Below are 26,498 nucleotides of genomic sequence, written 5' to 3' on the forward strand. Positions count from 1 at the left end.
CAACCCACGATGAAGGAGACCCCATGACCCCCAAACGAACCCTGCTGCAATGCGCCCTGGCGCTGGCAATCCTGCCCCTGGCCTTCGGCGCCGCCGCGCAAGACTTTCCGCCCAAGAAGCCCGTCACCCTGGTCGTGGGCTTTGCCGCGGGCGGCGCGGCCGATGCGGCCGCCCGCCTGATCGCCAAGAAGCTCTCCGAGAACATCGGCCAGTCGGTGGTGGTGGACAACAAGGGCGGGGCGGGCGGCAACATCGCGCACCAGTTCGTGGCCAATGCGGCGCCGGACGGCACGGTGCTGCTGCTGGGCTCGGTGGGACCGCTCACCATCGCGCCGCACCTGATGAAGCTCACCTATGACCCGTTCAAGGACCTGGCGGCGGTGTCGGGGGGTGTGAACTTTCCGAACGTGCTGGTGGTGCACAAGGCTGCGGGCGCGAAGACGCTCGCAGAATTCGTGCAGCTGTCCAGGAAGAAGCCCGGCAGCGTGGACTTCGCCTCCACGGGCGCGGGCTCGGCATCCCACCTGGCGGGCGAATTGTTCAACCAGCGCGCGGGCATCGACATGACCCATGTGCCCTACAAGGGCGGGGCACCCGCCTTGCAGGATTTGCTGGGCGAACGCGTCACCTCGTACTTTGCCGCGCCCCCCACCGCGCTGCCGCATGTCGAAACGGGCAAGCTGATCCCGCTGGCCACCACGGGCCTCACGCGGCCGGCCTATCTGCCCAATATCCCCACCGTGGCGGAATCGGGCTTTCCCGGCTTCGAGGCGCTCAACTGGTACGCCTTCGTGGCGCCGGGCAAAACGCCGGTGCCGCTGCTGGAACGCTGGAACCAGGAGATCGTGAAGGTGCTGAACGACGCGGGCGTGAAAGAGGCGCTCAACAAGCATGGCCTCACGCCCCAGCCCACCACGCGCGCCGAGCTCACGGCCTTCATGAAGAAGGAATCGACCCAGTGGGCCACCATCATCAAGGAGCGCAAGCTCACGGCGGAGTAGAGGGGGGAAGAATCACTCCCTTGAGGCACTGTACGGCGTCCCGTGGGCACGCCGGTGAAGAGGATGCGGCAGTCCCGGGCCTCAGGGCCGCGCCGTGTCCGGCATCTGCAGCACGCTGGGGTCGGTATGGATCAAGTCCAGCGGAAAGCGCTGCCCGGCCAGGTAGTCCTGGATGCACTGCAGCACCAGTGGCGTGCGGTGGCGGTCGGCGCAGGACCTGATCTCGTCCAGCGTCATCCAGACCGAACGCACGATGCCCGCGTCCAGCGGGCGCCACGCATGGTGCGTGCCCAGGGTGCCGGCGAACGCAAAGCGCATGTAGGTGATGTCGTCGCCCGTGCGCGTCTTGGTGAACCGGTTCATGTACACCCCCACGAGCGCCGTGGGCACGAAATCATGGGCCGTCTCTTCCAGCACCTCGCGCGCGCAGGCCTGGATGGGCGATTCGCCCGGGTCCAGGTGGCCGGCGGGGTTATTGAGCTTGAGACCGTCGGTCGTCTCTTCCTCGACCAGCAAAAAACGGCCATCGCGCTCGATGAGGGCGGCCACGGTGACGTTGGGTTTCCAGCGGTGGGGCATGGCGCGCATTATGACCACGGGCCATGACGCGCGCTGCCGCGGCCGGCATCGCCCTTCGCAGCGCCGTCCCGCGCTCAGCGCTGCGGGGCCGGTGCGGGCCGCAGCACCAGCCACAGCGCCAGCGCGATCAGCACGCCGCCGGCGGCGTGCGCCAGCGTGGCCACCTCGCCCAGCACCAGCCAGCCCCAGGCCACGCCGAACAGCGGGATCAAGAAGGTCACGGTGAGCGCCTTGACGGGCCCCACGTCGGCGATGAGCCGGAAATACAGCACGTAGGCGGCCGAGGTGCACAGCAGGCCCAGCGCCAGCATCGCGCCCCAGACGGCGGGGCCGGCCGCGAGCCAGGTGGCCACCGGCTGGTGCGCCGCCTCCCACAGGGCGAACGGCGCCAGCGCGAGCACGGCCCCCCACTGGCTGCCCAGCGCCACCAGGCGGCTGTCGAGCCCGCCGCGCTGCGTGATCCAGCGCCGCGTGAGAAAGCCCGCCAGGCCGTAGCAGGCCGTGGCCACCAGGCAGGCGGCGATGCCGCCCAGCACCGGCGCGCTGAGCGCCACCGGCCCCGCCTGCGCGAGCACCGCCACGCCCGCCATGCCCAGCAGCACGCCGCCCACGCGGGCGGGCGTGAGGCGCTCGCCGAATGCCAGCGCACCGATCACCACGCCCATGAGCGGCGTGGTGGCATTGAGGATGGCGCTGTAGCCCGCTGGCAGCACGCGCGCGGCCAGCGCGAACATCAGGAACGGTATGCCCGAATTGATGGCGCCCAGCACCAGCGCGGCGCCCAGCTTGCCCCCGAACGCGGGCCGCAGCCGCACCACCGCCAGCAGCGCGAGCAGCCCCGCCGCGCCCAGCACCACGCGGCCGAACGCGGTGGGCACCGCCCCCCACACCGGCGCGGCGATGCGCATGAAGAGAAAGCTGCCGCCCCACAGGGCGGCCAGGGCGAAAAGACGGAGCAGGCTGGGGAGGTTCATGCCCGGCATCTTCGGGGCATGGTGCCGTGGCGGCAAACCATTTATCCTGCACACCCGTTTAGCCACGCTATACAAGCACCATGCGCCTGCCGCCCCTGATCGCCATCCGCTTCTTCGAGGCCACGGCCCGCCACGCCAGCGTGCGGCGCGCGGCCGAGGAGCTGCATGTCACGCCCGGCGCCGTCTCGCAGCAGGTGCGCAAGCTCGAGGAGTTCCTCGGCTGCGCGCTGTTCGAGCGCCAGCCGCGCGGCCTGGCGCTCACGGCGGCCGGGCGCGACTACCAGGTGGCCTGTGCCGAGGGCCTGGCCCTGATCGGGCATGCCACCTCGCGCATCGCGTCGACGAACCGGCGGCACGTGGTGCTGGTGAGCTGCACGCCGGGCTTCGCCGTGCAGTGGCTGGTGCCGCGCCTGCATGGCTTCCTGCAGCAGCATCCGGACATGGACGTGCACGTGGGCACGACCAACCGCGCGGTGGACCTCGCGGCCGAAGGCGTGCACTTTGCCGTGCGCCATGGGCAGGGTGCATACACCGGCCTGCGGTCCGAGGTGCTGGTGGCCGACGACCTGGTGCCCGTGTGCAGCCCGCGCCTGCTCGCGCCGCGCCGGTCGGCGCGCGTGGCCGACATCAACAGCGCCCGGCTGCTGCACGACGAGCACCGTGGCGACTGGCGCCTGTGGTGCGAGGCGCATGGCGTGGCGGGCGTGGATTGCGACGGCGGCGTGGTGTTCGCGCATTCCAACGCCGCCATCGAGGCCGCCGTGGCCGGGCGGGGTTTTGCGCTGGCAAGGCGTGCGCTCGTGCAGCAGGAGCTGGCCGCGCGCGCGCTGGTCTGCGTGCACTGCAAGCCCCTTCCGGCGCCGCTGGCCTACCACCTGGTGTACCGGCCCGAAGCCCTGATCGACCCCGCGCTGCGCCGCTTTCGCGACTGGGTCATGGCGCAGGGGAGCGCCGGTCAGGGAGCGAGTGCACGCACCATGTAGACCGCGCCGTCTCCATAGCTCGCCAGCCGTTCGCGCTGCGCCGCATCGGCCAGGGGTTGCACGGCATAGCCTTGCCGCTCCCAGTACGCCTGCGAGCCCTGCACCGACACCAGCGCTGTGTGCCGCAGGCCCTGGCCCCGCGCCCCTTCCCACATCGGCTGCAGCAGCGCGCGGGCCAGGCCCTGGCCCGCGCAGCCGGGCAGCACGGCCATGTCGTGCAGGTAGAGCGTATCGGGCTGCGGCACGGCCTCGAAGCCGCCATGCAGTGGCGTCACCTTGCCCATCACCGACCGGTAGGCCGCCAGATAGGCGCACACCACGCCCGCGCGCTCCAGCACCAGCGAGCAGTTGGCCGGGCTGGCCAGGCGGGCCGCGAAGACCTCGCCGCTCTCCACGAAGCCCGCGCCATAGCAGGCCAGCTGCACCGCGAGCAGGCCGGGCAGGTCGGCGACGGCCAGGGGGCGCACCCTCGTCATCGGATCATCGGAAGGGGCCACCACGCCAGGGCCCGGATGTGTTCCATTCAATGCGGCAACACCGGCGGCTGCACGAAGTCGTCGAGCGACAGGCCCTTTTCCCTGAGCAGGGCTTCCAGCACCGGCTGCAGCCGGCCCAGGCTTTCCTGCACGGCCTCGCGCACAGTGTCCACCACTACCTGGGTGCTGCGCTCGATCTCGATGTTGAGCGGGTCGCCCACCTTCTTGTGTTCAAACACCGTCGCACGGCGCGTTTCGGGAATCATCCAGATCTCGAACCAGCCCTCCTGCCGGTTCACCTCGGCCACCGTGAGGCTCGCGCCGTGGATGGCGATGTAGCCCTTGGCAAAGATGTAGCGGCGAAACGCCTCGGGCACGGCCACGCGCCACACCAGGTTGTTGTCGAACTCGCGGCGCTCGATGAGCGTGCCGGTGAAGTCCACATGGCCCGACAGCGGGTGGCCGCCGATCTCGGCGCCGTCCTTGGCCGCGCGTTCCACGTTCACGCGGTCGCCCTGCTGGTAGCCGCCCAGCGTGGTGATGTTCAGGCTCTGCAGCATCACGTCGAAGCTGGCCTGCGTGGGCGAGAGGATTTCCGTCACCGTGAGGCACACGCCGTCGGTGGACACGCTGGCGCCGATGGCGAGGTCCTGGCAGAAGCCTTCCGGGAAGTCGAGCGTGAAGGTGCGCAGGCCTGCGCGATCGTGGATGGCGGCAATGCCTGCCGTGGCTTGGACGATGCCTGTGAACATGGCGCGGTTTCCGGGTAGGTGGCAGAGGGGAGGGCCTTCAATTTTGCCACCCGGCCCCGCGCGCCGGGGCGGCGCGGTCCCGCCGCGCCTACGGGCTGTGCGCCAGCGGGGGCGCACGCCGCGCGTGGCCCACCAGGCAGCCGACAAAGTCCATGAGCGTGGCCGAGACACGCTCGCGGTGCCAGACCACGGTGATGGGCCCGAAGCGGATGCTGGAGTCGATGGCGATCTTCCTGAACAGCCCCAGCGACGCCATGTAGTCGGCCATGGATTCCGAACACACGCCCACATAGTCGCCCTTGTGCAACAGCGCCTGCATCATGGCCAGCGACGCCGTCTCGGCCTTCGGCACCAGCCATGAGGCCTCCTGCGCGATCAGGTAGGCATCCATCTGGATGCGCGTCAGCGTGCCGCTGGGCGGCATGACCCAGTTTTCGTGCAGCACGTCCGCGAAGCCCAGCCCCGCGCTGCGCGACCAGTACTTGCTGCCGTGCCCGATGACGACGGCCACCTGGTCGTCAAACAGGACCTGGTGGTCCAGCCCCGGCCGGTGGGCCCGCGCATCGAGCACGCCGATCACGGCATCGAGCGCGCCCGTCTCCAGCCCCTTGAGCAGATGGTCGAACGGCCCGTCGTGGATCGACACGGCCACATCGGCATGGTCCTGCTGAAAGGCGCTCACGGCCTCGGGCAGGCCGCCGGCGATACCCGCCCAGACACTGCCCACGTTCAGGCGCGGCACGCGTCCCTCGGCCATGGCGTGCATCTCCCGGCCCGTGCGGGCAATGTCGCCCAGCACGTTGATGGCCAGCCGCTTGAGCAGGTGCCCGGCGGGCGTGAGCTGCACCTTGCGCCCACGCACCACGAGCGCCGAGCCCACCACGCCCTCCATCTCGGCCAGCCAGTGCGACATGGCCGACTGCGTCATGTGCAGCCGCGCCGCCGCCAGCGTGAGCGTGCCCGCCTCGTCCAGCACCAGGAACGACTCCAGGTGCCGGACCTTGATGCGCCGCGCCCAGGACGTGCCTTCCGAACGATCAATCATGAACAAATCCTCATGGCCCCATTCTGCCTTTTCACTAGGCAATCAGCAGTATTCGTCATGACAATGTGCTCATCTTTTCTGTAACTTCCCCGTCGAGGTCACCGTGTTCAACACAATCAACAACGTCTCCAGGCTACTGATGGGCGTCGCTGCCGCAGCCGCCACGGCCACCGCCGCGCATGCGCAAGGCGCCTACCCAAACCGTCCCGTGCGCCTGGTGGTCTCGCAGGCGGCGGGCGGCAGCTCCGACACGATCGCGCGCCTGTGGGCAGAACATGCCGGCAAGGCCCTGGGCGGCACCATCGTGGTGGAAAACAAGCCCGGCGCAGGGGGGCTCATTGCCGCACAGAACGCGCTGAGCGCCCCCGCCGACGGCTACACCCTGCTGTACGGCAGCGTGTCGCTCATGGTGCTCAACCAGTTCACCTACAAACCCCTGCCCTACAACCCCGAGAAGGATTTCACGGGCGTGGCCATGCTGACCACCGTGCCGATCGTGCTGTCGGCCAATCCCGCCACGGGCATCAAGACGCTGAAAGACCTGACGGAGAAGGCCAAGGCGGCCCCCGGCAAGCTCAATTTCGCGTCCGCCGGACTGGGCAATTCCACCCACCTCGCCGTGGAACTGGTGAATGAAGCGCTGGGCATTTCGATGACCCACATCCCCTACAAGGGCGAAGCCGACGGCGTCATGGCCACCATGGGCGGGCAGACCGAACTGATGGGCGTGGTGTATGGCACAGCGTTGCCGCACATCAAGGCCAAGAAACTCAATGCGCTGGCCGTGCTGTCCCCCCAGCGCGCACCCGAGCTGCCCGATGTGCCCACCCTGGGCGAGCTGGGCGTGAAGGGTTTTGACTCCCTGGGATGGAGCGCCGTGGTGGCGCGCGCCGGCACGCCGGCCGACATCGTGGACAAGCTCAACAAGGCCACGGAAAGCTTCCACAAGAGCCCCGAAGTGCAGGCCAAGCTCAAGACCATGGGCGTGATCGCCGTGTCCGGGCCTGCGTCGCTGGTCATGGAAACCACGGTGCGCGACGCCAAGGCCTGGGGCCCCACGCTCGAAAAGCTGAACCTCAGCGCCAAGTAAGCCCGCGCCCCGCAAGCCCCTCTCTCTCAATCCACCCCGTGCCGTGTCACTGATGCCGCACGGGGTTCGCCCTTGAATGCTATGAAAAAAGAAGCCATGGTGGTCTGCCCGCAGCCCGAGGCCGCCGAATCCGGTATCGACATCCTGCGCGCCGGCGGCAATGCCGTGGATGCGGCGGTCGCCTGCGCCCTGGCCCAGACGGTGGTCGATCCGCTGATGTGCGGCATTGCGGGCTTTGGCACGGCCGCCGTGTACCTGCCCGGCGCCCGGGTGCATGAGTATTTCGACTTCCACTCGCCCGCGCCGCTGGCAGCCCGGGAGAACATGTGGGAGCACCTGCTCGAAGGCGAGACCAAGGACGGCTTCGGCTTCATCTTGACAGGCCGCGTCAACGACATCGGCCCCCAGTCGATTGGCACACCCGCCACGCTCAAGGGCCTGGAAGCCATGCACCAGGCGCACGGCCGCCTGCCGTGGAAGCAGGTGGTGGAGCCCGCGATCCGCTGGGCCTCGGACGGTTTCTTTGTGCGCCCCGGCATGCACGCCTTCTGGATCGACGAGCCCGCCATGGGCCGCGTCGGCAACCTGGAGCGGCTGCAGTACTGCGAGGACAGCCGCCAACTCTACTGCCGCCCCGATGGCCGCCCCAAGCCCATCGGCACGCCGCTGCGGAACGTTGGCATGGCCAGCGTGCTGCGCCAGATCGCCGAAGAGGGCTCGCAGCCGTTCTACCGGGGCGATCTGGCCCAGAAGATGATCGCGCACCTGCAGTCGCTGGGCGCGTTGATCACGCTCGAGGACCTGGCCCGGTACGAGGTCACGCGCAACCCGCCGCTGGTGGGCAGCTACCGCGACCGCACCGTCACCACCAACCAGCCTCCGGGCGGCGGCGCCATGCTGCTGGAGATGCTCAACATCCTGGAGCACTTCGAGCTGCGCGGCATGGAGCACAACAGCCCCGAATACCTCCGGCTGGTGTGCGAGGCGATGAAGAAGGCGACGGCCGACAAGGACCGCTGCATCGGCGATCCGAAATTCTTCGACGTGCCGCTCGACAAGCTCCTGTCCAAGGACATGGCCCGCGAGGCGGCCGAACAGATCCGCGCGGGCCAGCGCTTCAGCGTGGAGCGCGTGAACCCCGGCGCGCCCGTGCCACGCGACACCACGCACCTGAGCGTGGTCGATGCGGACGGCAACGCCGTGTCGATGACGCACTCGCTGGCCATGCCCTCGGGCATCATCACGCCGGGCATGGGCTTCCTGTACAACGGCTGCATGGGCGTGTTCGACCCGCGCCCGGGCCGTGCGGGCAGCATCCAGCCGGGCAAGAGCCGCTTCACGTCGTCCTGCCCCACCATGACATTCAAGGACGGCGGGCTGGACATCGTGCTGGGCGCACCGGGTGGAACGCAGATCGCCATGGGCGTGCTGCAGGTGCTGCTCAACGTGATCGACCACGGCATGGAGATGCAGGCCGCCGTGTCGGCGCCGCGGTTTTCGTCCACCAGCAACGCCATCGACGTGTGCAACCGCATCCCGCGTCACACCACGCGCGCGCTCGAAGCCCAGGGCTACGCGGTCGGCCGCAACCCCTACAACTACACCATTGGCTGGGTGCACGGCGTGCAGGTGCAGCCCGACGGCCTGCACGGCGGCGCCGACCCCGGGCGCGATGGCGTGGCGTACAAGCTGCGCATGGACGCGGCGCACTGAGCGCCAGCGGGCGGGCAGGCGGGCCCGCGGCGAAGCCGCGTCACTCGCTCCTCTTTGGATAGCTGGTGGCGATTCATCGATCAGCGCCACCCGCCTCTCCGGCCCCCTGTCCGCGCGCCCGGCCCCTGATCGGCCGCGCAACGTAACGCAGCGCAGGGCGGGGTGCGCGGGCCGGGGCGCCAAGGCATCATCGGCCCGCTCCCGGCATGCGCCGACCGGCTTGCCCCTACCTGGCCCGCAGCAGTTCGCCCACTTCCAGCAGCACCAGCTCGTTGTCATCGGCCTTGTTCGGCTCGCGGCTGCTGCTGAAGGGCAGGTTGTTGTCGTTGCCCACGACGATGTGCGTGCCGTCCACCACGTCCACGTTCTCGATGGTGAAGAACGGGAAGGTGAGCACGCCGTTGTTCAGCGGCTTCCGGGCCAGGCGCTGCGGGTCCTGGATGTTCATCAGGTCGATGTAGCCCACCTTGCGGATCTCGCCGCCCACGTTGGCGTCGCTCATCTCAACCTTGTAGACGCGCTTGAACTTGGCCAGGTCGTGGAAGCAGTCGGTGCGCTTGTGGCCTTCCGGGCAGGCCTTGTCGGCTGTGCCTTCGCCGTTGTCGCGTTCGATGATCAAACCCGTGGTGCTGTCGATCATGTTGAAGTCGCCGATCGCGTGGTGGTTGGCCTCCAGCACGTACTTCCAGTGGCGGCCCGTCCACTGCTCGCTCTTCACATCGAACTCCAGCACGCGCAGGTACTGCCTGCCGCCCACGTTCTCATACGCCTTGGCCTCCTCGTTCCACAGCGCGCCTTCCAGCAGCGCATAGAGCTTGCTGCCGTCCCTGGACGCGGCCATGCCTTCGTAGCCCTTGGAACGCTTGACCTCGAACGGCGTGGGCTTGGCGTCCGGCGCGCCGGGCATCAGCACGCCGGGGGCGTCGGGCGAGCGCACCACCTTGCCGTCCACCTTGGTCTCGAACACACCCAGCACCTTGCCGTTCAGGTCGGCCTTGATGAGGGAGGGACCGAACTCGTCGCCGATCCACAGCGCGCCGCCCGCGAACTGGAAGCTCTCGGGGTCGAAGTCGGCACCGGTCAGGTAGCGCTGTTCCGTGCCTTCGTGCGTGATGCGAAACGGCACCTTCTTGTCCGGGTCGTGCAGGAACACGGTCTTGATCCGGTTGAACTGGCCGCTCTTGAAGTCCACGGCGTAGTGGTTGAGGTAGAGCATGAAATCCGGCGAATTGGCCTTGGCGCCCGCGCCGTTGTCGGTGAGGATCCAGAACGAGCCGTCGGCCATGCGCTTGATGCCCGAATGGCCCTGGATGGGCTGGCCCCTGAAGGGCACGGACACGCCGGTGTCGCGCCCGCCCGACTGGCCCATCACGGTGCCCACGGCCTCCACGCGGCGCGGGGTAGTGAACTTGCCGCTGGCCTGCAGGTCCTGCGGGGCGTCCTTGGGCGCGGCGATCAGCGTGAAGGCCGGCAGCACGGCGTGGCCCGCCAGCGTGGCGGGGTAGGCCTGCTGGGCGTGGGAAGGAACCAGGGCAGCGCAGGCCAAGGTGGCGCCAGCAGCAATGCGTGAGAGGTGAAACATGCGTCGACTTTGAAGAAACAAAAGGCGGACGATGCCAGGGCGGTGTGACAGGGAAGTGACGGAGGGCACACGCGCGTTCTTTTCTACGCACCGGAAAACCTGGACACCCCCCTTGCCGTGCGGGCGGGTGGCCCGACGCGGCCAAAAATCCAATATGATGGACAAAATCCCATTTGATGGAAATCCAATGCCCCTCTCCGCCGAGGACATCAGCGCCAGGATTGGCCGCCGCATCCATGGGCTGCGTGCGTCGCGCAACGACAGCCTCGACAGCCTGGCCGCCCGTTCCGGCGTGAGCCGCTCGATGATCTCCGTGATCGAACGGGGCCAGACCAACCCGACGGCGGTGGTGCTCGACCGCCTGGCATCGGCGCTGGGCGTGTCGCTGGGCGAACTGTTCGGCGAGGCGCCGCCCACCCCGGCGCGGGCCGCTCCGCTGGTGCGGCATGGCGACCAGGTGGAGTGGGTGGACCCGCAGTCCGGCTATGTGAGAAAGCAGGTGTCGCCCCCCGCGTGGCCCTCGCCGCTGCAGCTGGCGGAGGTGCGGTTTCCCGCCGGCGCGCGCGTGGCCTACGAGGGCGGCCGGCTGGACGGCTCGCTGCACCAGCAGGTGTGGGTGCTCAAAGGCCGCATGGAGATCTCGCAGGGAGACACGCTCCATGTGCTGCGCAAGGGCGACTGCCTGGCCGTGCGGCTCACGGAGCCCCTGGTCTTTTCCAATCCCGCCGACCAGGAGGCCCACTACCTGGTCGCCCTCTGCGATGTGGCCGCCCACGGCCACCGCTGACCGGACTCCCGCCACTTTGTCCATCTCCGCCACCATGAACTCCACCACCACACCCTCTCCCGACGTCCATCTCATCGACTGCACCGAGCCAGCGCATGCCAGCGCCATTCTGGACATCCTCAACGATGCCATCGTGACCTCGACGGCGCTGTATGACTATGTGCCCCGTCCGCCGTCGGCCATGGCCAGCTGGTTCGCCGCCAAGCGGGCCGGCGGATTCCCGGTGCTGGGGGCCGCCGATGCCCAGGGCAGGCTGCTGGGCTTTGCCTCGTGGGGCACGTTCCGCGCGTTTCCGGCCTACAAGTACACGGTCGAGCACAGTGTCTATGTCCACAAGGACTGCCGGGGCCGCGGGCTGGGCGCCTGGCTGATGCGGGCCTTGATCGAGCGGGCGAAGGCCGCCGACATCCACGCCATCGTGGGGTGCATCGACGCGGCGAACGCAGGCAGCATCCGGCTGCACCAGCAGCTGGGGTTCGTGCACACGGGCACGATGCCCCAGGTGGGTTTCAAGTTTGGGCGGTGGCTGGATGCGGCGTTCTACCAGCTCACGCTGGACACCCCCCGCACCCCCATCGACGGCTGACACCGCGGAGGGCACCGCCCCTGGCAAGGGTGGGGCCTGGTGTCATGGCGCCCGTCCCCTGTCAGGAGGCGGCGCCCTCCTCGATGCGCACCAGCGTGCCGACGGCGACCCGGTCGAACAGGTCCATCACGTCGGCATTGGCCATGCGCACGCAGCCGTGCGAGGCGGGCACCCCGAGGGGCGAGCCCTCCGGGCAGCCATGGATGTAGATGAAGCGGCGCAGCGTGTCCACCGCGCCGCCCCGGTTCACGCCGGGTTCGCAGCCGGCCAGCCAGAGGATGCGGCACAGGATCCAGTCGCGCCCCGGGTGCCGTGCCGCCAGCGCGGGCGAATAGATCTCGCCGGTGGCCCGCCGCCCGACGAACACCGTGCCCGGCGCGCAGCCCGCGCCCACCTTGGCGCGCACGCGGTGCTGGCCGCGCGGGGTGCAGCCGCTGCCCTTGCGTTCGCCCACGCCGTTCAGGGCGGTCGATACCGGGTAGCTGCGCTCGATGGCCCCGGCCACCACCAGGTGCAATCGCTGCTGCGCCACGTGGATGTGCAGTTCAGGCCCGGCCATCGGGGTCAGCCCGCCGCCACCAGCCCCGCGCCGTGCCCGCGCGTGAAGGCCTCTTCGAACACCGAGTAGCCCGACCAGTCGCTGTGCGCGAACGCCAGCCGCGCCGTGGCGGGGGTGGGAATCCAGGGCGTTTGCTCGCCATCTGATAGCTGCCTGCGCTTTCCTGACAAGCGCTGGAGGCCAATCTGACTTAAAAATCCGAGCATCCCGGGCGTGGGGATGGCCATGGCGTGGCCGTAGCGCGTGATGTCCACGCGCGTGGCACGCTGGCGCAGGTCGGGGTGGGGCACCGCCAGTGCGGCCAGGATCGGATCGGCCCAGTGCTGCCAGGGCTGGGTGGCGAGTTGCTGGCGGCCGTCGGGAGCATCGCCCAGCGCCTGGTAGTAGGTGAGCACCGTGGGCCCGGCCAGTGCGGCGCGGGTGTCCAGCCGCTGGTGCCCGGCGTTCACATACCCCAGGCCGCCGGCGGTGGGGTCGGCGTAGAGCACGTTGTCCCACGCGGGCGCGGCGCCGGGGCGGTCGGTGAGCGGGCTGTCGATGTGGATGTTGGCCACCAGCCAGGGGGCCGACTGCAGGCGCTGCGCCGCGCCGGTCAGGAAGGCGGGCGGGCTTTGCACCACACGCGCCGCCAGGAACACCGGCAGCGCCACGATGCAGCGCGGCGCCTGCCACCGCTCCACGCTGTCGGTGGCGTGGTTGAAGGCATCCACCTCCACGCCGTGGCGGGTTTCGGTAATGCGCAGCACGCTGGTGGCGGTGCGCAGCTGGCCTCCGGCGCGCAGGGGCTCGGCCAGGCGCTGGGTGATCCAGCCATTGCCTTCGGGCCAGGTCAGCACGCTTTCACGGGCCTCGTCCGCCGCCTCGCCGGGGGCGTGAAAACCGTGGCGGCTGGCAAAGTAGTGGATGCCCGCCCAGGCCGAAACCCGCGCCGCGCCCGCGCCGTAGTCGTCGCGGCAGCAGTAGTTCAGGTACCAGAGCAGGTGCTCGTCGTCAAAGCCCTCTTGTGCGAGCCAGGCGGCAAACGTCAGTGCGTCCAGCGCCTGGTGGGGCTTGGCCAGCGGCTTGCCCGGGCCCAGCGACCGCAGCACGGGCATGGTGAAACGCGCAGCCTTGGCAGCGTCGTCCACCGCCTGCGCAAAGCGGCGGTACTGGGCCAGCGTGGTGTCCGGCACCCCGTGCGCGGGTAGCAGGCCTTCCTGCCACTCGCCCTCAAAGAAAAGCCGCTCCTGCGGGCTGTGGCACAGGTGGCGTTCGTCATAACGCCAACGGCCCGCCACGCGCTGCCGCAAGCCCAGCTCTTCCAGCAGATCCTGCACTTCGCGCGCATCGTCGCCGGGCACCGGCAGGTAGTGCGCGCCCAGCGGGCAGGCAATGCCCTGCACGGCCCCGCCCCGGCTGTTGCCGCCCGCACTGTCTTCCAGCTCCAGCAGCGCGAAGTCCTCCACCCCGGCCAGCCGCAGCGACCGCGCCGCCGCCAGCCCCGCCACGCCCCCGCCCGCGATGATGACCTGCGCGCGCCGCACCACGGCCGGTGCGGGCCAGGTGCCGGCCTTGAGCCGATCGCGCAGCTGGTGGCCCCGCGCCATGTCGATGCCGGTGAAGCCGCCTTCCAGCGTGCGCGGCGCCCGGTCGCAACCCGGCAGCAGCACGCCCGTGGCCGCCGAGACGGCAGCGGTGGCTAGGAAGTGGCGGCGTTGCATGGCGTCAAGCACCCGGAGGCACCATAGTGCCACCGCCTGGCGACGCTGGCGCGGCCCACGCCAGCGCACCCGAGGAACTGGCTTTGCCAGGCCACGGGGTGCGTCCCCCTCTGGGGCAAGCGGCGCAGCCGCTCAGGGGGGCCATCAGTGTTTTCCCCATTCGCGCTCATAGGTATGCACCAGCGCCTGGTTCGACAGCCGGTTCACTTCGGCGGGCACCCGCGCCATGTCGCGCGGAAAATCAAACAGCAGGGGCAGCGAGTCGGTGCCCAGAAACCGCAGGCCATCGGGCAAGGCCCCGGGCAGGCGCCAGGGCCTGCGGCTGGCGATGATGAAGCCCCATTCGCCAAAACTGGGCACATGGGCGTGGTACGGCGCGGCCTGCAGGCCCACGGACTCGATGGTCTGCACCACGGTCCAGAAGCTCTGGCGCGCCACCAGCGGCGACGTGGTCTGCACCACCGCGTAGCCGCTGGCCGCCAGGCGCTTGTCCAGCAGCGCATAGAAGCTGTTGGTGTAGAGCTTGCCGATGGAAAAATTGGTGGGGTCGGGAAAGTCCACCACGATGACATCAAACGTGTCCGACCCCTCCTGCAGCCAGCCAAAGGCATCGGTGTTGACGATCTTCACCTTGGGGTTCTGCAAGGCGTTGCCGTTCAGGCGCGCGAGCGTGGGGTTCTCGCTGAAGATTTTTGTCATGGCCGGGTCCAGTTCGACCAGCGTCACGGACTCGACCGACGGGTACTTGAGGATCTCGCGCACCGCCATGCCGTCGCCACCGCCCAGCACCGCCACGCGTTTGGGCGCACCGTGTGCCGACATGGCGGGGTGCACCAGGGCCTCGTGGTAGCGGTACTCGTCGGACTGCGCGAACTGCAGGTTGCCGTTGAGGTACAGCCGGTGCCCCACACGCCCGTGCGTGACCACGATGCGCTGGTAGGGCGATGCGGTGCTGAACACGATGCGGTCCTGGTAGAACTTGTCCTCGGCCACGCTGGTGATGTATTCGGCCCCCGCCAGGGCGGCCAGCAGGATGCCCAGCACCATCACGCAGGCCGCCAGGTGCGCCTTCAGGCGCCGCAGCTCGTGCCTAAACAGCCACACCGCCCACAGCGCCACGGCCGCGTTCATCAGGCCGAAGAGCAGCCCCGTGCGGATGAGCCCCAGGTGCGGCACCAGCAGCAGCGGGAACGCCAGCGAGACCGCCAGCGCGCCCAGGTAGTCGAACGTGAGCACCTGCGAGACCAGGTCCTTGAGCGCCACGTTGCGCTTGAGGATGCGCATGACCAGCGGGATCTCCAGCCCCACCAGCGTGCCCACCATGAGCACCATGCCGTACAGCAGGAAGCGGAACGCGCCCGGCGTGTAGGCGTTGGCCAGGAACAGGGTGGCCGGCAGCGCGCCGCCAACCAGCGCCACCAGCAGCTCGATGCGCAGGAAGTGCGCGGGCAGCTGCCGCTCGAAGTAGCGCGACAGCCACGAACCCACGCCCATGGCGAACAGGTAGGTGCCGATGATGGTGGAGAACTGCAGCACCGAGTCGCCCAGCACATAGGACGCGAGCGCGCCCGCGGCCAGCTCGTACAGCAGGCCGCAGGCGGCCACGACGAAGACGCTGGTGAGCAGGGCGATCTCGATGGGACGGGGGCCGGAGCGGGCACCCATGGCCTCGGGCGGGGAGGCGGGGGAATTCAGGTCGGATTGCAAGGCGGTCACCGGCGCGGCCCCGGGGGGGCGCCGCTTCAGGCAAGGTGCGTCAGTGGATCGCCGCCGCCACGATGATGCTGATGCCCAGGCACATCGCCGCCACCACCAGGCCCAGCGCCTGGTTCTGCTTCTCGACGATTTCGCGCCACAGGTCATACGGCGTGATCTTGTCGACGATGACGAAGCACAGCCAGAAGATGACCACGCCAATCAGCGCATACAGGATGGACCCGAGGAACGCCGCGGGCCTGAGCCATTCGATTCCCATCATGATGTGATCTCCTTGAACGAAAAGGTTGCCGCCAGACAGGCTGGCGGGAAAGGTTGCAAAACTGCCGGCGCCCCCCGGGCTTGCGGCAACCCGGGGCTACTTGTGGCTGCCGCCGGACGAATACCCGCCATACGAGCCGCCCGAGCTGCGGTAGCTGGACGACGAGCAGTTCTCCACCCGCGGGTCGCAGCGGCTGCAGCGGCTGAGCAGCAACAGCAGGATGAGGATGACAATGGCGATGAGGATGACGGTGCCGCAGCCCAGCCCGGACTTGGCCACGAAGGGCCCCGGGTCGTCGCGCTGCAGCACGTCTTTCTTGTCGTCGAGCTTGAAGGCCTTGGCCACCGTGTCGCTGGCGAGCTTGTCGCCGGCCGACCAGGTGATCTCATTGGGGCTTTGCTCCATCGAGAGCAGGCCTTTGGCACTGGCGAAGTCGCGGTTGGTGGTTTTCTGCCCGCGCGTGACCTGCCAGTAGAACTCGCCCAGCACATAGGTGGTTTCGGCCTCGTAGGTGTACTTGAGGTCGTACTTGGTGCCCATGTAGGTGGCCGAGCGCCCCGTGGCCGCCATCTGCGGCGCGCCCGTGGTGGGGCGCACCATGCTCCAGCCTTCTTCGGAATCGACCAGGAAGGCAAAACCGCGCTTCTGGTTGTAGAGCAGGTATTCGCTCCAGCCGAAATGCTCGTCGTCGCCGGGCTCCACGCCCATGCGGTGCTGAAAGCCCACCACCTGCCAGTGCACGCCCTGCAGCTGGCCCTTGCTGCCCAGCGGAATGAGGGGCTGCACGGGCTCGTCCTGCTCGGCCGAGCGCAGCTCGCCGCCCACACCGCTGTCCAGGCTGATGATGCTGGCGCACGAGCCGCAGGTGACGCTCTTGGAGGTGGACAGCTGCACCTGCACGGGCGCGCCGCAGTGCGGGCAGTTGAACTGGCGGCCTTTTTCGTCCTTGGCCGATTCGTCCTTGAGGCCGGTGAGCTGCAGGTCGTCCAGCAGCACGGCCTTGCCGCGCTCGACGTTGGGCGGCGTGTGGCCGTAGTCGATGCTGACCACTTCGCCGTCGGCGCTGCGCAGTTCGACCATGCCGAACGGATGGCCCAGCGGCGGCAGCTTGGGCAGCTCGCCCTGGGCCGAGATGAGCGATGCCTGGCCCGTGTAGGCCACGCTGTAGGGCTTGCCGTTGATGGCGGTGGTGCTGCCGATGCGAAAGCGCGCGGCCTCGGGCATCTCGCGGCCCGGGTCGATGGGGCGGGTGAAGACGTAGGCGCCGTTGTCCTCGCCCAGCGTGGCCAGGGTGCCGTCCTGCAAAAAGGCGGCCCATTCGGTCCAGGTGCCCGCGTCGCCCTTGTACTGCAGGCGGCCGATGAGGGTGAAGGGCACATCCTTGCCATCGAGCTGGATGCGCCCGCTGGCCATGAGCTGCAGCGGGCTGTGGTCGTCGAACAGCTCGGCCATCTTGCCCAGGCGCTGCAGCACGTCGCCGTTGCGCACCACGGTGCTCTGGCAGTAGCCGCAGACGGCGTGCGTGGACTGCGCGCTGCGGAATTCAACCGGCGCGCCGCAGCCCGGGCAGGGCGCGCGGTAGTAACGCTGTGTGGGGTCGGTGGCCATCGGGGGGGCTGCTGCCTGCGCCGCGCTACGCGGCTTTGGGGCCTTTTTGGCCTCTGGCGCTGATCCCTCCAGCGCAAGCAGCTATATTTATGATAGCAACCGGAATCAGACCAGCTTCTTGAGCAGTTCGGCCTTCTTGGCGTCGAACTCTTCCTGGGTCAGGATGCCCTTGGACTTGAGCTCGCCCAGCTTCTCCAGCGTGGCCATCACGTCCTCGGGCTTGACGCCCACTGCGGCCGCAGCAGCCGCCGCAGGCGCTGCCTGCGCGGCCGCACCGCCGCCTTGCAGGCCCTGCTGCAGGTTCTGCGCCAGCACCTGGCCCAGCGCCACGCCCGCGCCCAGGCCCATGGCGTCGCCCGCGATGCCGCCACCGCCATTGCCCGCGCCTTCGGCGAACTTGGGGATGGCCTGCGCCGTCTGGTACTGCATGAACTTGCCCATGTCGTTGCCGACCATGCCCATGCCGATCTTCTGGTCGAGGATCTTTTGCAGCTCCTCGGGCAGCGAGACGTTCTGCACCGTGAGGTTCTCGATCAGGAGGCCCAGCTTGGCGAAGACGGGCGCGAGTTCCTTGGTCAGCGCATCGGCGAACATGACCTGGTTGGCCGCCAGGTCCAGGAACGGCAGGCCGCTGCCCGCGATGGCGTTGCTGATGTTCTGCAGCACCAGGCCGCGCAGCTGGCCTTCGAGGTCGGCCACGGGGTAGGACTCGCGCGTGCCGGAGATCTCGGTGTGGAACAGCTTGGGGTCGGCGATGCGGAACGCGTAGTTGCCGAACGCGCGCAGGCGCACGGCGCCGAAGTCCTTGTCGCGGATCGTGATGGGCTGGGGCGTGCCCCACTTCTGGTCGATCTGCTGGCGCGTGCTGAAGAAGTAGACGTCGCTCTTGAAGGGGGACTCGAAGAGCTTGTCCCAGTTCTTGAGGTAGGTGAGCACCGGCAGCGTCTGCGTGGTGAGCTTGTAGGTGCCGGGCGCGAACACGTCGGCCACCTGGCCCTCGTTCACGAACACCGCCATCTGCGACTCGCGCACCACCAGCGTGCCGCCGTTCTGGATTTCCATGCCCGCCATCGGGAAACGCCAGGCCAGGGTGCCGTCCCCCTCTTCAGTCCACTGGATGATGTCAATGAACTGTTTCTTGATGAAGTCCATGAGGGCCATGTGTGCTCCCGGCGGTTGTAAGAGGGGGTTGAAAAGAGCGGCCATCATAGCAACGGCACCGGTGCCGGCCGGCGCTTTTTTCAGCCCGCCGGCGTGAAGGGCTTCCCACCCGGGCGCGGCCCCGCCGCGCCACCCGTCCGGCACGGGCGTTTGATAGCGCCTATGTTTGTATTAGCCAGTACCAATTGGCTTTTGCTATTGAGAATGACTACCATTCCTTCATCCCTGCCGCCACGGCGGGGCCTGCAGATACCCGGAGTCCTCCATGTCCCACATCCGCCGCGCCGCCCGCCAGAACAAGACCATGCTGCTGAAGACGGGCAGCTACTACCTGATCCACATTGGCGTGGCCGCCCTGGTGGCCTACGCCGTGACCGGCAACCTGTGGGCCTCGCTCACCCTGAGCCTGCTCGAGCCCACGGTGCAGGCGGTGGCCTTCTTCTTCCATGAGAAGGCCTGGGACCGCGCCGCCCGGCGCCGCGCGCGCGATGCCGCCCTGGCCCACACGCCCAGCACGGCGCTGCAGGCCGGCTGACCCCCGTCATCCCAAGGAGCCACCATGTACACAATCCCCCTGCGCAGCCGCACCGCCACGGGCCTGGCTTTTCAGCGCTGGCTGGTCCAGCGCCTGGCCGGGCTGGCCCCCGCCGGCCCCGGCTAGGCACCGGAAGGAAACAGGAAAAGAAAAAAGCCCCGGCTGGCGGGGCTTTGTCGGGGGCGTGGACCGCGATGGCCGTCAGGCCTTCACGTCCAGCAGCGAGCCCATCATCTCATCCTGTGTCTTGAGGGTCTGCAGGTTGGCCTTGAACGCATAGGTGGCCGACATCTGCTCGACGGCCTCCTTCTCCAGCGCCACCCCTTGCGCCTCCTGCTCGCGCTGCACCGTGGCACGCACCCCCGCGCTGTCGGCGGCCTCTTCCTGCGCCACCACCTCGCGGCGGTAGCCCGGGGTGTTCATGTTGGCCACGTTGTTGGCCGACGCGTCCAGCCGCAACTGGGCGGCCTGCAGGCCGGAGCTGCCGATCGAAGAAATGCTTGCCATCACGTACCCCGCGCACAGCGCCCAGTCAAGGAACGGGGATTGTCCGCCCGCGCCGCTGCGCAGGCAAGGAAGGCGCCATCAACCATGCGCCTGCAGCAGGCATTGCGCGAAGGCCTGGGCCGCGCGCGGGGGCTGCGGCGACTTGCGCAGCACGCTCACGAACTGACAGCGGTAGTGGAACCGCCCGGGCAATACCGCCTGCATGAGCCCCTGGCGCTCGAAGCCCTCGGCATAGTGGTCCGGCAGGAAGCCCAGGTAGCGGCCCGAGAGGATGAGCGTGGCGATCGACTCCTGGTCGAAGCCCGTGGCCTTGCGCGGCAGGCGCGTGCTGTGGCTCAGCTCCATGTTGGGCGAGTGGTAGCCCAGCCCCGCGAACTGGTAGGCGCGCAGCGATTCCCAGGTCAGCGCGGCATGGTCGGTGCCATGCAGGGGGTGGCGCGCGCCGCAGTACAGCAGCATGGTTTCGGCGAACAGGTCGGCATAGACCAGGCTTTGCGATGTGCGGTGCGCCGGGATGATGCCCACGTGGAAGCTGCCGTCGATCAGCCCGCGCTCGATGGCCGGGATCGAGGCCACGTGCATCTGCAGGCTCACTTCGGGCGCCTGGCTGGCGAACAGTGCGATCGCATCGCCAATGTGGGCGGCCGGGTTGCTGGCGGTCTTGTCGAACACCGCCACCTCCAGCCTGCCGCCCATGCGGCGGTGGATGTCATCGATGCTGCTGCGAAACGCGTCCACCGCGGACAGCAGCCGCAGGGTTTCGTCGTATACGCGCTGCCCCTCGGCCGTGAGCGCGAAACCGGCCCGCCCGCGCCGGCACAGGGTGAGGCCCAGGCGGGTCTCCAGGTCCTTCATGTGGCGGCTCACGGTGCTGGTGCCGATGTTCAGTTCCAGCTCGGCGGCCGACATGCCCCCGCACTCCGCCACGCTCTTGAACACCTGCAGCAGGCGCAGGTCCATGTCGCTGAGCTGCCCCAGCACGGCGCGGTGCCGGGCCGCGCTGGCGGGCGGGGCAGCTGCTGGGGTGGCGGTGGCGTGCGGGGTGGCGGGCATTACTTGCATAAACCGTCAAGTAAACATTGATATTGGACTATTTTAGAGATTAACCGCCGGCGCAACAATGCCACGCACCCGCCCTGCATGGACGGGCCTGCCCCTGCTTTTGCCGCCGTCTTGCACTGGAGAATCCCATGAGCTTCGTCAACATCGAAAAAACCGCCGCTGGCGCCGAAGGCCCCCGCATGGACGCCGAATGGCTGGAGGCGCACTGGATGCCCTTCACCGGCAACCGCAACTTCAAGGCCAAGCCGCGCATGATCGTGAGCGGCCAGGGCGCCTACTACACCGACGCCGAGGGCCGCAAGATCTTCGACGGCCTGTCGGGCCTGTGGTGCTCGGGCCTGGGCCATGGCCGCAAGGAAGTGGCCGAAGCCATCGGCAAGGCCGCCGCGACGCTGGACTACTCCCCGGCCTTCCAGTTCGGCCACCCGGCTTCCTTCGAGCTGGCCAACCGCCTCAAGGCGCTGACCCCCGCCGGGCTCGACTATGTGTTCTTCACCGGCTCGGGCTCCGAGTCGGCCGACACCTCGCTCAAGATGGCCCGCGCCTACTGGCGCGCCAAGGGGCAGGCCAGCAAGACGCGCCTGATCGGCCGCGAGAAGGGCTACCACGGCGTGAACTACGGCGGCATCTCCGTGGGCGGCATCGTGGGCAACCGCAAGACCTTCGGCCAGGGCATCGAGGCCGACCACATTCCCCACACCCAGCCACCGGCCGGCACCTTCCAGAAAGGCATGGCCGAGGACGGCGGCCGCGCGCTGGCCGACAAGCTGCTGGACGTGATCGCGCTGCACGACGCATCGAACATCGCCGCAGTGATCGTGGAGCCGTTCTCGGGCTCGGCCGGCGTGGTGATCCCGCCCAAGGGCTACCTGGAACGCATCCGCGAGATCTGCACGCAGAACAACATCCTGCTGATTTTTGATGAAGTGATCACCGGTTTTGGCCGCTGCGGCGCCTGGACGGGGGCCGAGGCCTTCGGCGTGACGCCCGACATCCTGAACTTCGCCAAGCAGGTGACCAACGGCGCGCAGCCGCTGGGCGGCGTGATCGCCACCAAGGAGATCTACGACACCTTCATCAGCCAGGGCGGCCCCGAGTACATGCTGGAGTTCCCGCACGGCTATACCTACTCGGCCCACCCCGTGGCCTGCGCGGCGGGCAACGCGGTGCTGGACATCCTGCAAAAGGAAGACATGCCCGGCCGCGTCCAGGCGCTGGCACCGTATTTCGAGCAGGCCGTGCATGGCCTCAAGGGCACCAAGCACGTGGCGGACATCCGCAACTACGGCCTGGCCGCGGGCATCACCATCGCCGCGCTGCCGGGCGAGCCCGCCCGCCGGCCCTACGAGATCGCCATGAAGTGCTGGGACAAGGGCTTTTACGTGCGCTACGGCGGCGACACCATCCAGCTGGCCCCGCCCTTCATCAGCACCGAGGCTGAAATCGACCGCATGGTGAACGCCCTGGGCGACGCCCTGGCGGAAACCGCCTGACACGCGGCACGCCTTTTGCTCCTGAATTGATAGCTTTCAGCGCTTGTCACATGGGCGCTGGAAGCATTTTTTAATCATATCCAGACATGAACCACGACAAGAACGTCACCACCACCATCGGCCACCTGATCGACGGCCAGCCCGTTGCCGACACGGCGCGCACCCAGCCGGTGTTCGACCCCGCCACCGGCGAGTCCCACACGAGCGTGGCCCTGGCAAGCAAGGCCACGGTGGAACAGGCCATCGCCTCGGCCCAGGCCGCCTTCCCGGCCTGGCGCAACACCCCGCCGCTCAAGCGCGCGCGCGTGATGGGCAAGCTGAAAGTCCTGCTCGAGGACAACGCCGACAAGATCGCCGCCCTGATCACCGCCGAGCACGGCAAGGTGCTGGCCGATGCGCATGGCGAGCTGCAGCGCGGCATCGAGAACGTGGAGTTCGCCAGCTACGCGCCCGAGCTGCTCAAGGGCGAGCACAGCCGCAACGTGGGCCCGTCCATCGACTCCTGGAGCGAATTCCAGGCGCTGGGCGTGTGCGCCGGCATCACCCCGTTCAACTTCCCGGCCATGGTGCCGCTGTGGATGTGGCCCATGGCCGTGGCCTGCGGCAACACCTTCGTGCTCAAGCCGTCGGAGCGCGACCCGTCCTCGACGCTGTTCGTGGCCCAGCTCGCGCTCGAAGCCGGCCTGCCGCCCGGCGTGCTCAACGTGGTCAATGGCGACAAGGAAGCGGTGGACACGCTGCTGGCCGACCCGCGCGTGAAGGCCGTGAGCTTCGTGGGCTCCACGCCCATCGCCGAGTACATCTACGCCGAAGGCTGCAAGCACGGCAAGCGCGTGCAGGCCCTGGGCGGCGCCAAGAACCACGCGGTGCTGATGCCCGATGCCGACGTGGGCAACGCCGTGAGCGCGCTGATGGGCGCGGCCTATGGCTCCTGCGGCGAGCGCTGCATGGCCATCCCCCTGCTCGTCGCCGTGGGTGACGAGGTGGGAGACGCCGTGGTCGCCGGGCTGAAGGCCGAGATCGCCAGGATGAAGGTCGGCCCCGGCACGGACAACGGCAACGACATGGGCCCGCTGGTCACCCGGCAGCACTTCGAGAAAGTGAAGTCCTATGTGGACAGCGGCGTGGCCGAAGGCGCGACCCTGGTGGTGGATGGCCGGGGCGTGCAGGTGGCCGCAGGCCATGAGAACGGCTACTTCCTGGGCGCGTGCCTGTTCGACAACGTCCGGCCCGGCATGAAGATCTACCAGGAAGAGATTTTCGGCCCCGTGCTGGGCGTGGTGCGCGTGAAGACGCTGCAAGAGGCGATGAACCTGATCGACGCCCACGAATACGGCAACGGCACCTGCATCTTCACGCGCGACGGCGAAGCCGCGCGCTACTTCACCGACCACATCCAGGTCGGCATGGTGGGCGTGAACGTGCCCCTGCCCGTGCCCGTGGCCTACCACTCGTTCGGCGGCTGGAAGCGCAGCCTGTTCGGCGACCTGCACGCCTACGGGCCCGATGCCGTGCGCTTTTACACCAAGCGCAAGACCATCACGCAGCGCTGGCCCTCGGCCGGCGTGCGCGAAGGCGCTGTGTTCAGCTTCCCCAGCAGCCGCTGACCGAGCCCCCGCGCCCAGGCCAAGACGCCCCGCAGCCGCCCCGGCTGCGGGGCGTCTTGCCTTGTGGGGGATTGCAGCCGATGGGGTCATGGCTGATCCACCCATATAAGCAGATTCGCTTACTAGGGTTTTCACGACCACCGCCCTACAATCGCAGACCCTTACAAAGCTGACAGCCACTGCAGCGCCTCTGCAGCCCGGTTTTTGCACCCACCCCCTGAGTTGGAGACACTGAATGCCCGAGAACACCACGGCCCAGAACAACAACAACGATTCCGACAAGCGCGCCCAGCTGCGCCGTGCCGCTCTCGAGTACCACGAATTTCCCAAGCCCGGCAAGATCGCCATCGCCGCCACCAAGCAGATGGTGAACCAGCACGACCTGGCCCTGGCCTACTCGCCCGGCGTGGCCGCGCCCTGCGAGGAGATCGTGAAGGACCCCGCCAACGCCTTCCGCTACACCGCGCGTGGCAACCTGGTGGCCGTCATCAGCAACGGCACCGCCGTGCTGGGCCTGGGCGACATCGGCGCGCTGGCCTCCAAGCCGGTGATGGAAGGCAAGGGCGTGCTGTTCAAGAAATTCGCCGGCGTGGACGTGTTCGACATCGAGATCGACGAGAAGGACCCGGCCAGGCTGGTGGAGGTGATCGCCGCGCTGGAGCCGACGTTCGGCGCGATCAACCTCGAGGACATCAAGGCACCCGACTGCTTCTACGTGGAGCGCGAACTGCGCAAGCGCATGAAGATCCCCGTCTTCCACGACGACCAGCACGGCACGGCCATCACCGTGGCGGCGGCCATCGTGAATGCGCTCAAGGTGGCGGGCAAGAAGATCGAGGACGTGAAACTGGTCACCAGCGGCGCGGGCGCGGCGGCGCTGGCCTGCCTGAACCTGCTGCTCAAGGTGGGCGTGCAGCGCAAGAACGTGTTCGTCACCGACCTGGCCGGCGTGGTCTATGAAGGCCGCGAAGAGCTGATGGACGACGACAAGCGCCAGTTCATGCAGAAGACCGAGGCCCGCAAGCTGGCAGAGGTGATGGTGGGCGCGGACGTGTTCCTGGGCCTGTCGGCGGGCAACGTGCTCAAGCCCGAGATGGTGGCCACGATGGCCGAGCGGCCGGTGATCTTCGCGCTGGCCAACCCCAATCCGGAGATCACGCCCGAGCTGGCGCACAGCGTGCGCGGCGACATCATCATGGCCACGGGGCGCTCGGACTACCCCAACCAGGTGAACAACGTCCTGTGCTTCCCCTACATCTTCCGGGGCGCGCTGGACTGCGGCGCGACCACCATCACCGATGAGATGGAGATCGCCGCCGTCCACGCCATCGCCGACCTGGCCCAGGCCGAGCAAAGCGAGGTGGTGGCCGCGGCCTACGTGGGCGAGAAGCTGACGTTCGGCCCCGAATACCTGATCCCCAAGCCGTTCGACCCGCGCCTGATGATGAAGATCGCGCCGGCCGTGGCCCAGGCCGCCGCGGACAGCGGCGTGGCGCAGCGCCCCATCGCCGACATGGACGCCTACCGCGACCGGCTGCAGACCTTCGTCTACGCCTCGGGCACGACGATGAAGCCCATCTTCGACGCCGCGCGCACCGCGGCCCGCAAGCGCGTGGCCTACGCCGAGGGCGAAGAGGAACGCGTGCTGCGCGCCGCGCAGATCGTGGTGGACGAGAAGGTGGCCCGCCCCACGCTGATCGGCCGCCCGGCCATCATCGCCCAGCGCATCGAGAAATTCGGCCTGCGCCTGAAGGAAGGCGTGGACTACGACGTGGTCAACACCGATTTCGACCACCGCTACCGCGACTTCTGGCAGACCTACCACCGCATGACCGAGCGCAAGGGCATCACCCAGCAGGTCGCCAAGATCGAGATGCGCCGGCGCCTCACGCTCATCGGCTGCATGATGCTGCACAAGGGCGAGGTGGACGGCCTGATCTGCGGCACCTGGGGCACCACGGCCAACCACCTGCTCTACATCGACCAGGTGATCGGCAAGCACGCGGGCGGCGCCGACAGCACGGCGCAGGACGTGCCCGTGTATGCCTGCATGAACGGCCTCATGCTGCCAGGGCGCCAGGTCTTCCTGGTGGACACGCACGTCAACTACGACCCCACGCCCCAGGAGCTGGCCGAAATCACCGCGCTGGCCGCGGAGGAAATGATGCGCTTTGGCATCAAGCCCAAGGCCGCGCTCCTGTCGCACTCCAATTTCGGCACCAGCAACCACCCCAGCGCCGTGAAGATGCGCCAGACGCTGGAACTGCTGCGCCAGCAGGCGCCCTGGCTGGAAGTGGACGGCGAGATGCACGGCGACGTGGCCTTGGACGGCAAGGCCCGTGCGGCCCTCATGCCCAGCAGCGAACTGACGGGCGACGCCAACCTGCTGGTGTTCCCCAACATCGACGCGGCCAACATCGCCTACAACCTGCTCAAGACCGCCGCGGGCGGCGGCATCGCGATCGGCCCGGTGCTGCTGGGAGCGGCCAAACCGGTCCACATCCTGACGCCCAGCGCCACCGTGCGCCGCATCGTGAACATGACAGCCCTGACCGTGGCGGATGCCAACGTGTCGAGATAAGCCCAAAATAGATAGCAAGCACTAACTTAAAAAGCTGCTTACCCCCTTCAGCGTCTGCCCAATCTTTGTGCAGACGCTTGCTTTTTGGGGGCCGTTGAGCGACACTAGCGGCTCGAAATTTCGGGTTAACCCGTAGTTT

General features: G+C 68.4%; 24 protein-coding genes. 10 read left to right on the forward strand and 14 right to left on the reverse strand.

All coding sequences use genetic code 11. The annotated features are described in order from the left end of the window. Positions 1-23: 23 nt before the first annotated feature. Positions 24-1,001 carry a Bug family tripartite tricarboxylate transporter substrate binding protein gene (locus AC07OC_RS10720; RefSeq protein WP_218339397.1) on the forward strand — a complete coding sequence of 326 codons (978 nt, stop codon included), beginning with the start codon at positions 24-26 and terminating at the stop codon, positions 999-1,001. An 81-nt stretch (positions 1,002-1,082) separates the two neighbouring features. Here the strand turns inward: AC07OC_RS10720 and AC07OC_RS10725 are convergent, their stop codons facing one another. Continuing rightward, positions 1,083-1,580 (reverse strand): NUDIX hydrolase, encoded by a 498-nt coding sequence (locus tag AC07OC_RS10725; RefSeq protein ID WP_218339396.1) that lies wholly within the window; start codon positions 1,578-1,580, stop codon positions 1,083-1,085. A gap of 74 nt (positions 1,581-1,654) precedes the next feature. Continuing rightward, entirely contained in the window at positions 1,655-2,554 is a 900-nt protein-coding gene (locus AC07OC_RS10730) for a DMT family transporter (RefSeq protein WP_218297075.1), read from the reverse strand. A gap of 80 nt (positions 2,555-2,634) precedes the next feature. On the opposite strand from AC07OC_RS10730, the gene gcvA reads away from it, so the two are divergent. Beyond that, a complete protein-coding gene (gcvA, locus tag AC07OC_RS10735) occupies positions 2,635-3,537 on the forward strand; it encodes a transcriptional regulator GcvA (protein ID WP_218339395.1) in 903 nt (300 codons plus the stop codon). Here the strand turns inward: gcvA and AC07OC_RS10740 are convergent. The 3 genes from AC07OC_RS10740 to AC07OC_RS10750 form a co-directional block, all read right to left on the reverse strand. Further along, positions 3,510-4,013 (reverse strand): GNAT family N-acetyltransferase, encoded by a 504-nt coding sequence (locus AC07OC_RS10740; protein WP_218339394.1) that lies wholly within the window; start codon positions 4,011-4,013, stop codon positions 3,510-3,512. The genes gcvA and AC07OC_RS10740 overlap by 28 nt on opposite strands. 47 nt (positions 4,014-4,060) lie before the next feature. Beyond that, entirely contained in the window at positions 4,061-4,765 is a 705-nt protein-coding gene (locus tag AC07OC_RS10745) for a riboflavin synthase subunit alpha (RefSeq protein ID WP_218297073.1), read from the reverse strand. Between the two features lie 88 nt (positions 4,766-4,853). After that, positions 4,854-5,810, reverse strand: coding sequence for a LysR family transcriptional regulator (locus AC07OC_RS10750; RefSeq protein ID WP_218297072.1), 957 nt, complete (start codon positions 5,808-5,810; stop codon positions 4,854-4,856). A gap of 139 nt (positions 5,811-5,949) precedes the next feature. Here AC07OC_RS10750 and AC07OC_RS10755 point away from each other — a divergent pair, with 139 nt between their 5' ends. Both AC07OC_RS10755 and ggt read left to right on the forward strand, forming a co-directional pair. After that, entirely contained in the window at positions 5,950-6,900 is a 951-nt protein-coding gene (locus AC07OC_RS10755) for a Bug family tripartite tricarboxylate transporter substrate binding protein (protein WP_218297213.1), read from the forward strand. Positions 6,901-6,981: 81 nt separating this feature from the next. Then, positions 6,982-8,613, forward strand: coding sequence for a gamma-glutamyltransferase (ggt, locus tag AC07OC_RS10760; protein ID WP_218339393.1), 1,632 nt, complete (start codon positions 6,982-6,984; stop codon positions 8,611-8,613). A gap of 226 nt (positions 8,614-8,839) precedes the next feature. Here ggt and AC07OC_RS10765 read toward each other — a convergent pair whose 3' ends face one another. Next, positions 8,840-10,195 carry an esterase-like activity of phytase family protein gene (locus AC07OC_RS10765; RefSeq protein ID WP_218339392.1) on the reverse strand — a complete coding sequence of 452 codons (1,356 nt, stop codon included), beginning with the start codon at positions 10,193-10,195 and terminating at the stop codon, positions 8,840-8,842. 187 nt (positions 10,196-10,382) lie between these two features. On the opposite strand from AC07OC_RS10765, the gene AC07OC_RS10770 reads away from it, so the two are divergent. Next, positions 10,383-10,982: a helix-turn-helix domain-containing protein gene (locus tag AC07OC_RS10770; RefSeq protein WP_218339391.1), complete on the forward strand. Its 600-nt coding sequence runs from the start codon at positions 10,383-10,385 to the stop codon at positions 10,980-10,982. A gap of 34 nt (positions 10,983-11,016) precedes the next feature. Then, entirely contained in the window at positions 11,017-11,568 is a 552-nt protein-coding gene (locus AC07OC_RS10775) for a GNAT family N-acetyltransferase (protein WP_218297068.1), read from the forward strand. Between the two features lie 61 nt (positions 11,569-11,629). Here the strand turns inward: AC07OC_RS10775 and AC07OC_RS10780 are convergent, their stop codons facing one another. The 6 genes from AC07OC_RS10780 to AC07OC_RS10805 all read right to left on the reverse strand — a co-directional run bounded on the left by AC07OC_RS10780 (position 11,630) and on the right by AC07OC_RS10805 (position 18,574). Further along, on the reverse strand, positions 11,630-12,127 hold the full coding sequence (locus tag AC07OC_RS10780; RefSeq protein ID WP_218297067.1) for a L,D-transpeptidase: 498 nt from the start codon (positions 12,125-12,127) through the stop codon (positions 11,630-11,632). Positions 12,128-12,132: 5 nt separating this feature from the next. Then, entirely contained in the window at positions 12,133-13,827 is a 1,695-nt protein-coding gene (locus tag AC07OC_RS10785) for an NAD(P)-binding protein (RefSeq protein WP_218339390.1), read from the reverse strand. Positions 13,828-13,971: 144 nt separating this feature from the next. Next, a complete protein-coding gene (locus AC07OC_RS10790; RefSeq protein ID WP_218297212.1) occupies positions 13,972-15,492 on the reverse strand; it encodes a polyamine aminopropyltransferase in 1,521 nt (506 codons plus the stop codon). Between the two features lie 91 nt (positions 15,493-15,583). Next, positions 15,584-15,805, reverse strand: a complete 222-nt coding sequence (locus tag AC07OC_RS10795) for a DUF350 domain-containing protein (RefSeq protein ID WP_370627755.1) — start codon at positions 15,803-15,805, stop codon at positions 15,584-15,586. Between the two features lie 96 nt (positions 15,806-15,901). Beyond that, positions 15,902-17,413 (reverse strand): DUF4178 domain-containing protein, encoded by a 1,512-nt coding sequence (locus AC07OC_RS10800; RefSeq protein ID WP_218339389.1) that lies wholly within the window; start codon positions 17,411-17,413, stop codon positions 15,902-15,904. Between the two features lie 105 nt (positions 17,414-17,518). Continuing rightward, on the reverse strand, positions 17,519-18,574 hold the full coding sequence (locus AC07OC_RS10805; RefSeq protein WP_218297064.1) for an SPFH domain-containing protein: 1,056 nt from the start codon (positions 18,572-18,574) through the stop codon (positions 17,519-17,521). Between the two features lie 265 nt (positions 18,575-18,839). On the opposite strand from AC07OC_RS10805, the gene AC07OC_RS10810 reads away from it, so the two are divergent. Beyond that, positions 18,840-19,109: a DUF2061 domain-containing protein gene (locus AC07OC_RS10810; RefSeq protein WP_494601141.1), complete on the forward strand. Its 270-nt coding sequence runs from the start codon at positions 18,840-18,842 to the stop codon at positions 19,107-19,109. A gap of 201 nt (positions 19,110-19,310) precedes the next feature. Here AC07OC_RS10810 and AC07OC_RS10815 read toward each other — a convergent pair whose 3' ends face one another. Next, positions 19,311-19,616 (reverse strand): flagellar basal body protein, encoded by a 306-nt coding sequence (locus tag AC07OC_RS10815; protein WP_218297062.1) that lies wholly within the window; start codon positions 19,614-19,616, stop codon positions 19,311-19,313. A 78-nt stretch (positions 19,617-19,694) separates the two neighbouring features. Next, a complete protein-coding gene (locus tag AC07OC_RS10820; protein WP_218297210.1) occupies positions 19,695-20,597 on the reverse strand; it encodes a LysR family transcriptional regulator in 903 nt (300 codons plus the stop codon). A gap of 209 nt (positions 20,598-20,806) precedes the next feature. Between AC07OC_RS10820 and aptA the strand changes: the two genes are divergently transcribed. The 3 genes from aptA to AC07OC_RS10835 all read left to right on the forward strand — a co-directional run bounded on the left by aptA (position 20,807) and on the right by AC07OC_RS10835 (position 26,359). Continuing rightward, the gene (gene aptA / locus AC07OC_RS10825; protein ID WP_218297061.1) at positions 20,807-22,171 is read left to right on the forward strand and encodes an omega-aminotransferase AptA; all 1,365 of its coding nucleotides are present in this window, start codon (positions 20,807-20,809) and stop codon (positions 22,169-22,171) included. An 86-nt stretch (positions 22,172-22,257) separates the two neighbouring features. Then, positions 22,258-23,778, forward strand: a complete 1,521-nt coding sequence (locus tag AC07OC_RS10830) for a CoA-acylating methylmalonate-semialdehyde dehydrogenase (RefSeq protein ID WP_218297060.1) — start codon at positions 22,258-22,260, stop codon at positions 23,776-23,778. Positions 23,779-24,013: 235 nt separating this feature from the next. After that, entirely contained in the window at positions 24,014-26,359 is a 2,346-nt protein-coding gene (locus AC07OC_RS10835; RefSeq protein ID WP_218297059.1) for an NADP-dependent malic enzyme, read from the forward strand. The last annotated feature ends 139 nt before the right edge of the window (positions 26,360-26,498 follow it).

The sequence above is a fragment of the Acidovorax sp. GW821-FHT10E04 genome (genome assembly GCF_059415185.1).

What these genes read in the sequence shown, in the direction of transcription:
- AC07OC_RS10720 (WP_218339397.1), top strand. Translation starts at nt 24, where the DNA reads ATGACCCCCAAACGAACCCTGCTGCAATGCGCCCTGGCGCTGGCAATC.
- AC07OC_RS10725 (WP_218339396.1), bottom strand. Translation starts at nt 1,580, where the DNA reads ATGCCCCACCGCTGGAAACCCAACGTCACCGTGGCCGCCCTCATCGAG.
- AC07OC_RS10730 (WP_218297075.1), bottom strand. Translation starts at nt 2,554, where the DNA reads ATGAACCTCCCCAGCCTGCTCCGTCTTTTCGCCCTGGCCGCCCTGTGG.
- gcvA (WP_218339395.1), top strand. Translation starts at nt 2,635, where the DNA reads ATGCGCCTGCCGCCCCTGATCGCCATCCGCTTCTTCGAGGCCACGGCC.
- AC07OC_RS10740 (WP_218339394.1), bottom strand. Translation starts at nt 4,013, where the DNA reads ATGACGAGGGTGCGCCCCCTGGCCGTCGCCGACCTGCCCGGCCTGCTC.
- AC07OC_RS10745 (WP_218297073.1), bottom strand. Translation starts at nt 4,765, where the DNA reads ATGTTCACAGGCATCGTCCAAGCCACGGCAGGCATTGCCGCCATCCAC.
- AC07OC_RS10750 (WP_218297072.1), bottom strand. Translation starts at nt 5,810, where the DNA reads ATGATTGATCGTTCGGAAGGCACGTCCTGGGCGCGGCGCATCAAGGTC.
- AC07OC_RS10755 (WP_218297213.1), top strand. Translation starts at nt 5,950, where the DNA reads ATGGGCGTCGCTGCCGCAGCCGCCACGGCCACCGCCGCGCATGCGCAA.
- ggt (WP_218339393.1), top strand. Translation starts at nt 6,982, where the DNA reads ATGAAAAAAGAAGCCATGGTGGTCTGCCCGCAGCCCGAGGCCGCCGAA.
- AC07OC_RS10765 (WP_218339392.1), bottom strand. Translation starts at nt 10,195, where the DNA reads ATGTTTCACCTCTCACGCATTGCTGCTGGCGCCACCTTGGCCTGCGCT.
- AC07OC_RS10770 (WP_218339391.1), top strand. Translation starts at nt 10,383, where the DNA reads ATGCCCCTCTCCGCCGAGGACATCAGCGCCAGGATTGGCCGCCGCATC.
- AC07OC_RS10775 (WP_218297068.1), top strand. Translation starts at nt 11,017, where the DNA reads ATGAACTCCACCACCACACCCTCTCCCGACGTCCATCTCATCGACTGC.
- AC07OC_RS10780 (WP_218297067.1), bottom strand. Translation starts at nt 12,127, where the DNA reads ATGGCCGGGCCTGAACTGCACATCCACGTGGCGCAGCAGCGATTGCAC.
- AC07OC_RS10785 (WP_218339390.1), bottom strand. Translation starts at nt 13,827, where the DNA reads ATGCAACGCCGCCACTTCCTAGCCACCGCTGCCGTCTCGGCGGCCACG.
- AC07OC_RS10790 (WP_218297212.1), bottom strand. Translation starts at nt 15,492, where the DNA reads ATGGGTGCCCGCTCCGGCCCCCGTCCCATCGAGATCGCCCTGCTCACC.
- AC07OC_RS10795 (WP_370627755.1), bottom strand. Translation starts at nt 15,805, where the DNA reads ATGATGGGAATCGAATGGCTCAGGCCCGCGGCGTTCCTCGGGTCCATC.
- AC07OC_RS10800 (WP_218339389.1), bottom strand. Translation starts at nt 17,413, where the DNA reads ATGGCCACCGACCCCACACAGCGTTACTACCGCGCGCCCTGCCCGGGC.
- AC07OC_RS10805 (WP_218297064.1), bottom strand. Translation starts at nt 18,574, where the DNA reads ATGGCCCTCATGGACTTCATCAAGAAACAGTTCATTGACATCATCCAG.
- AC07OC_RS10810 (WP_494601141.1), top strand. Translation starts at nt 18,840, where the DNA reads ATGTCCCACATCCGCCGCGCCGCCCGCCAGAACAAGACCATGCTGCTG.
- AC07OC_RS10815 (WP_218297062.1), bottom strand. Translation starts at nt 19,616, where the DNA reads ATGGCAAGCATTTCTTCGATCGGCAGCTCCGGCCTGCAGGCCGCCCAG.
- aptA (WP_218297061.1), top strand. Translation starts at nt 20,807, where the DNA reads ATGAGCTTCGTCAACATCGAAAAAACCGCCGCTGGCGCCGAAGGCCCC.
- AC07OC_RS10830 (WP_218297060.1), top strand. Translation starts at nt 22,258, where the DNA reads ATGAACCACGACAAGAACGTCACCACCACCATCGGCCACCTGATCGAC.
- AC07OC_RS10835 (WP_218297059.1), top strand. Translation starts at nt 24,014, where the DNA reads ATGCCCGAGAACACCACGGCCCAGAACAACAACAACGATTCCGACAAG.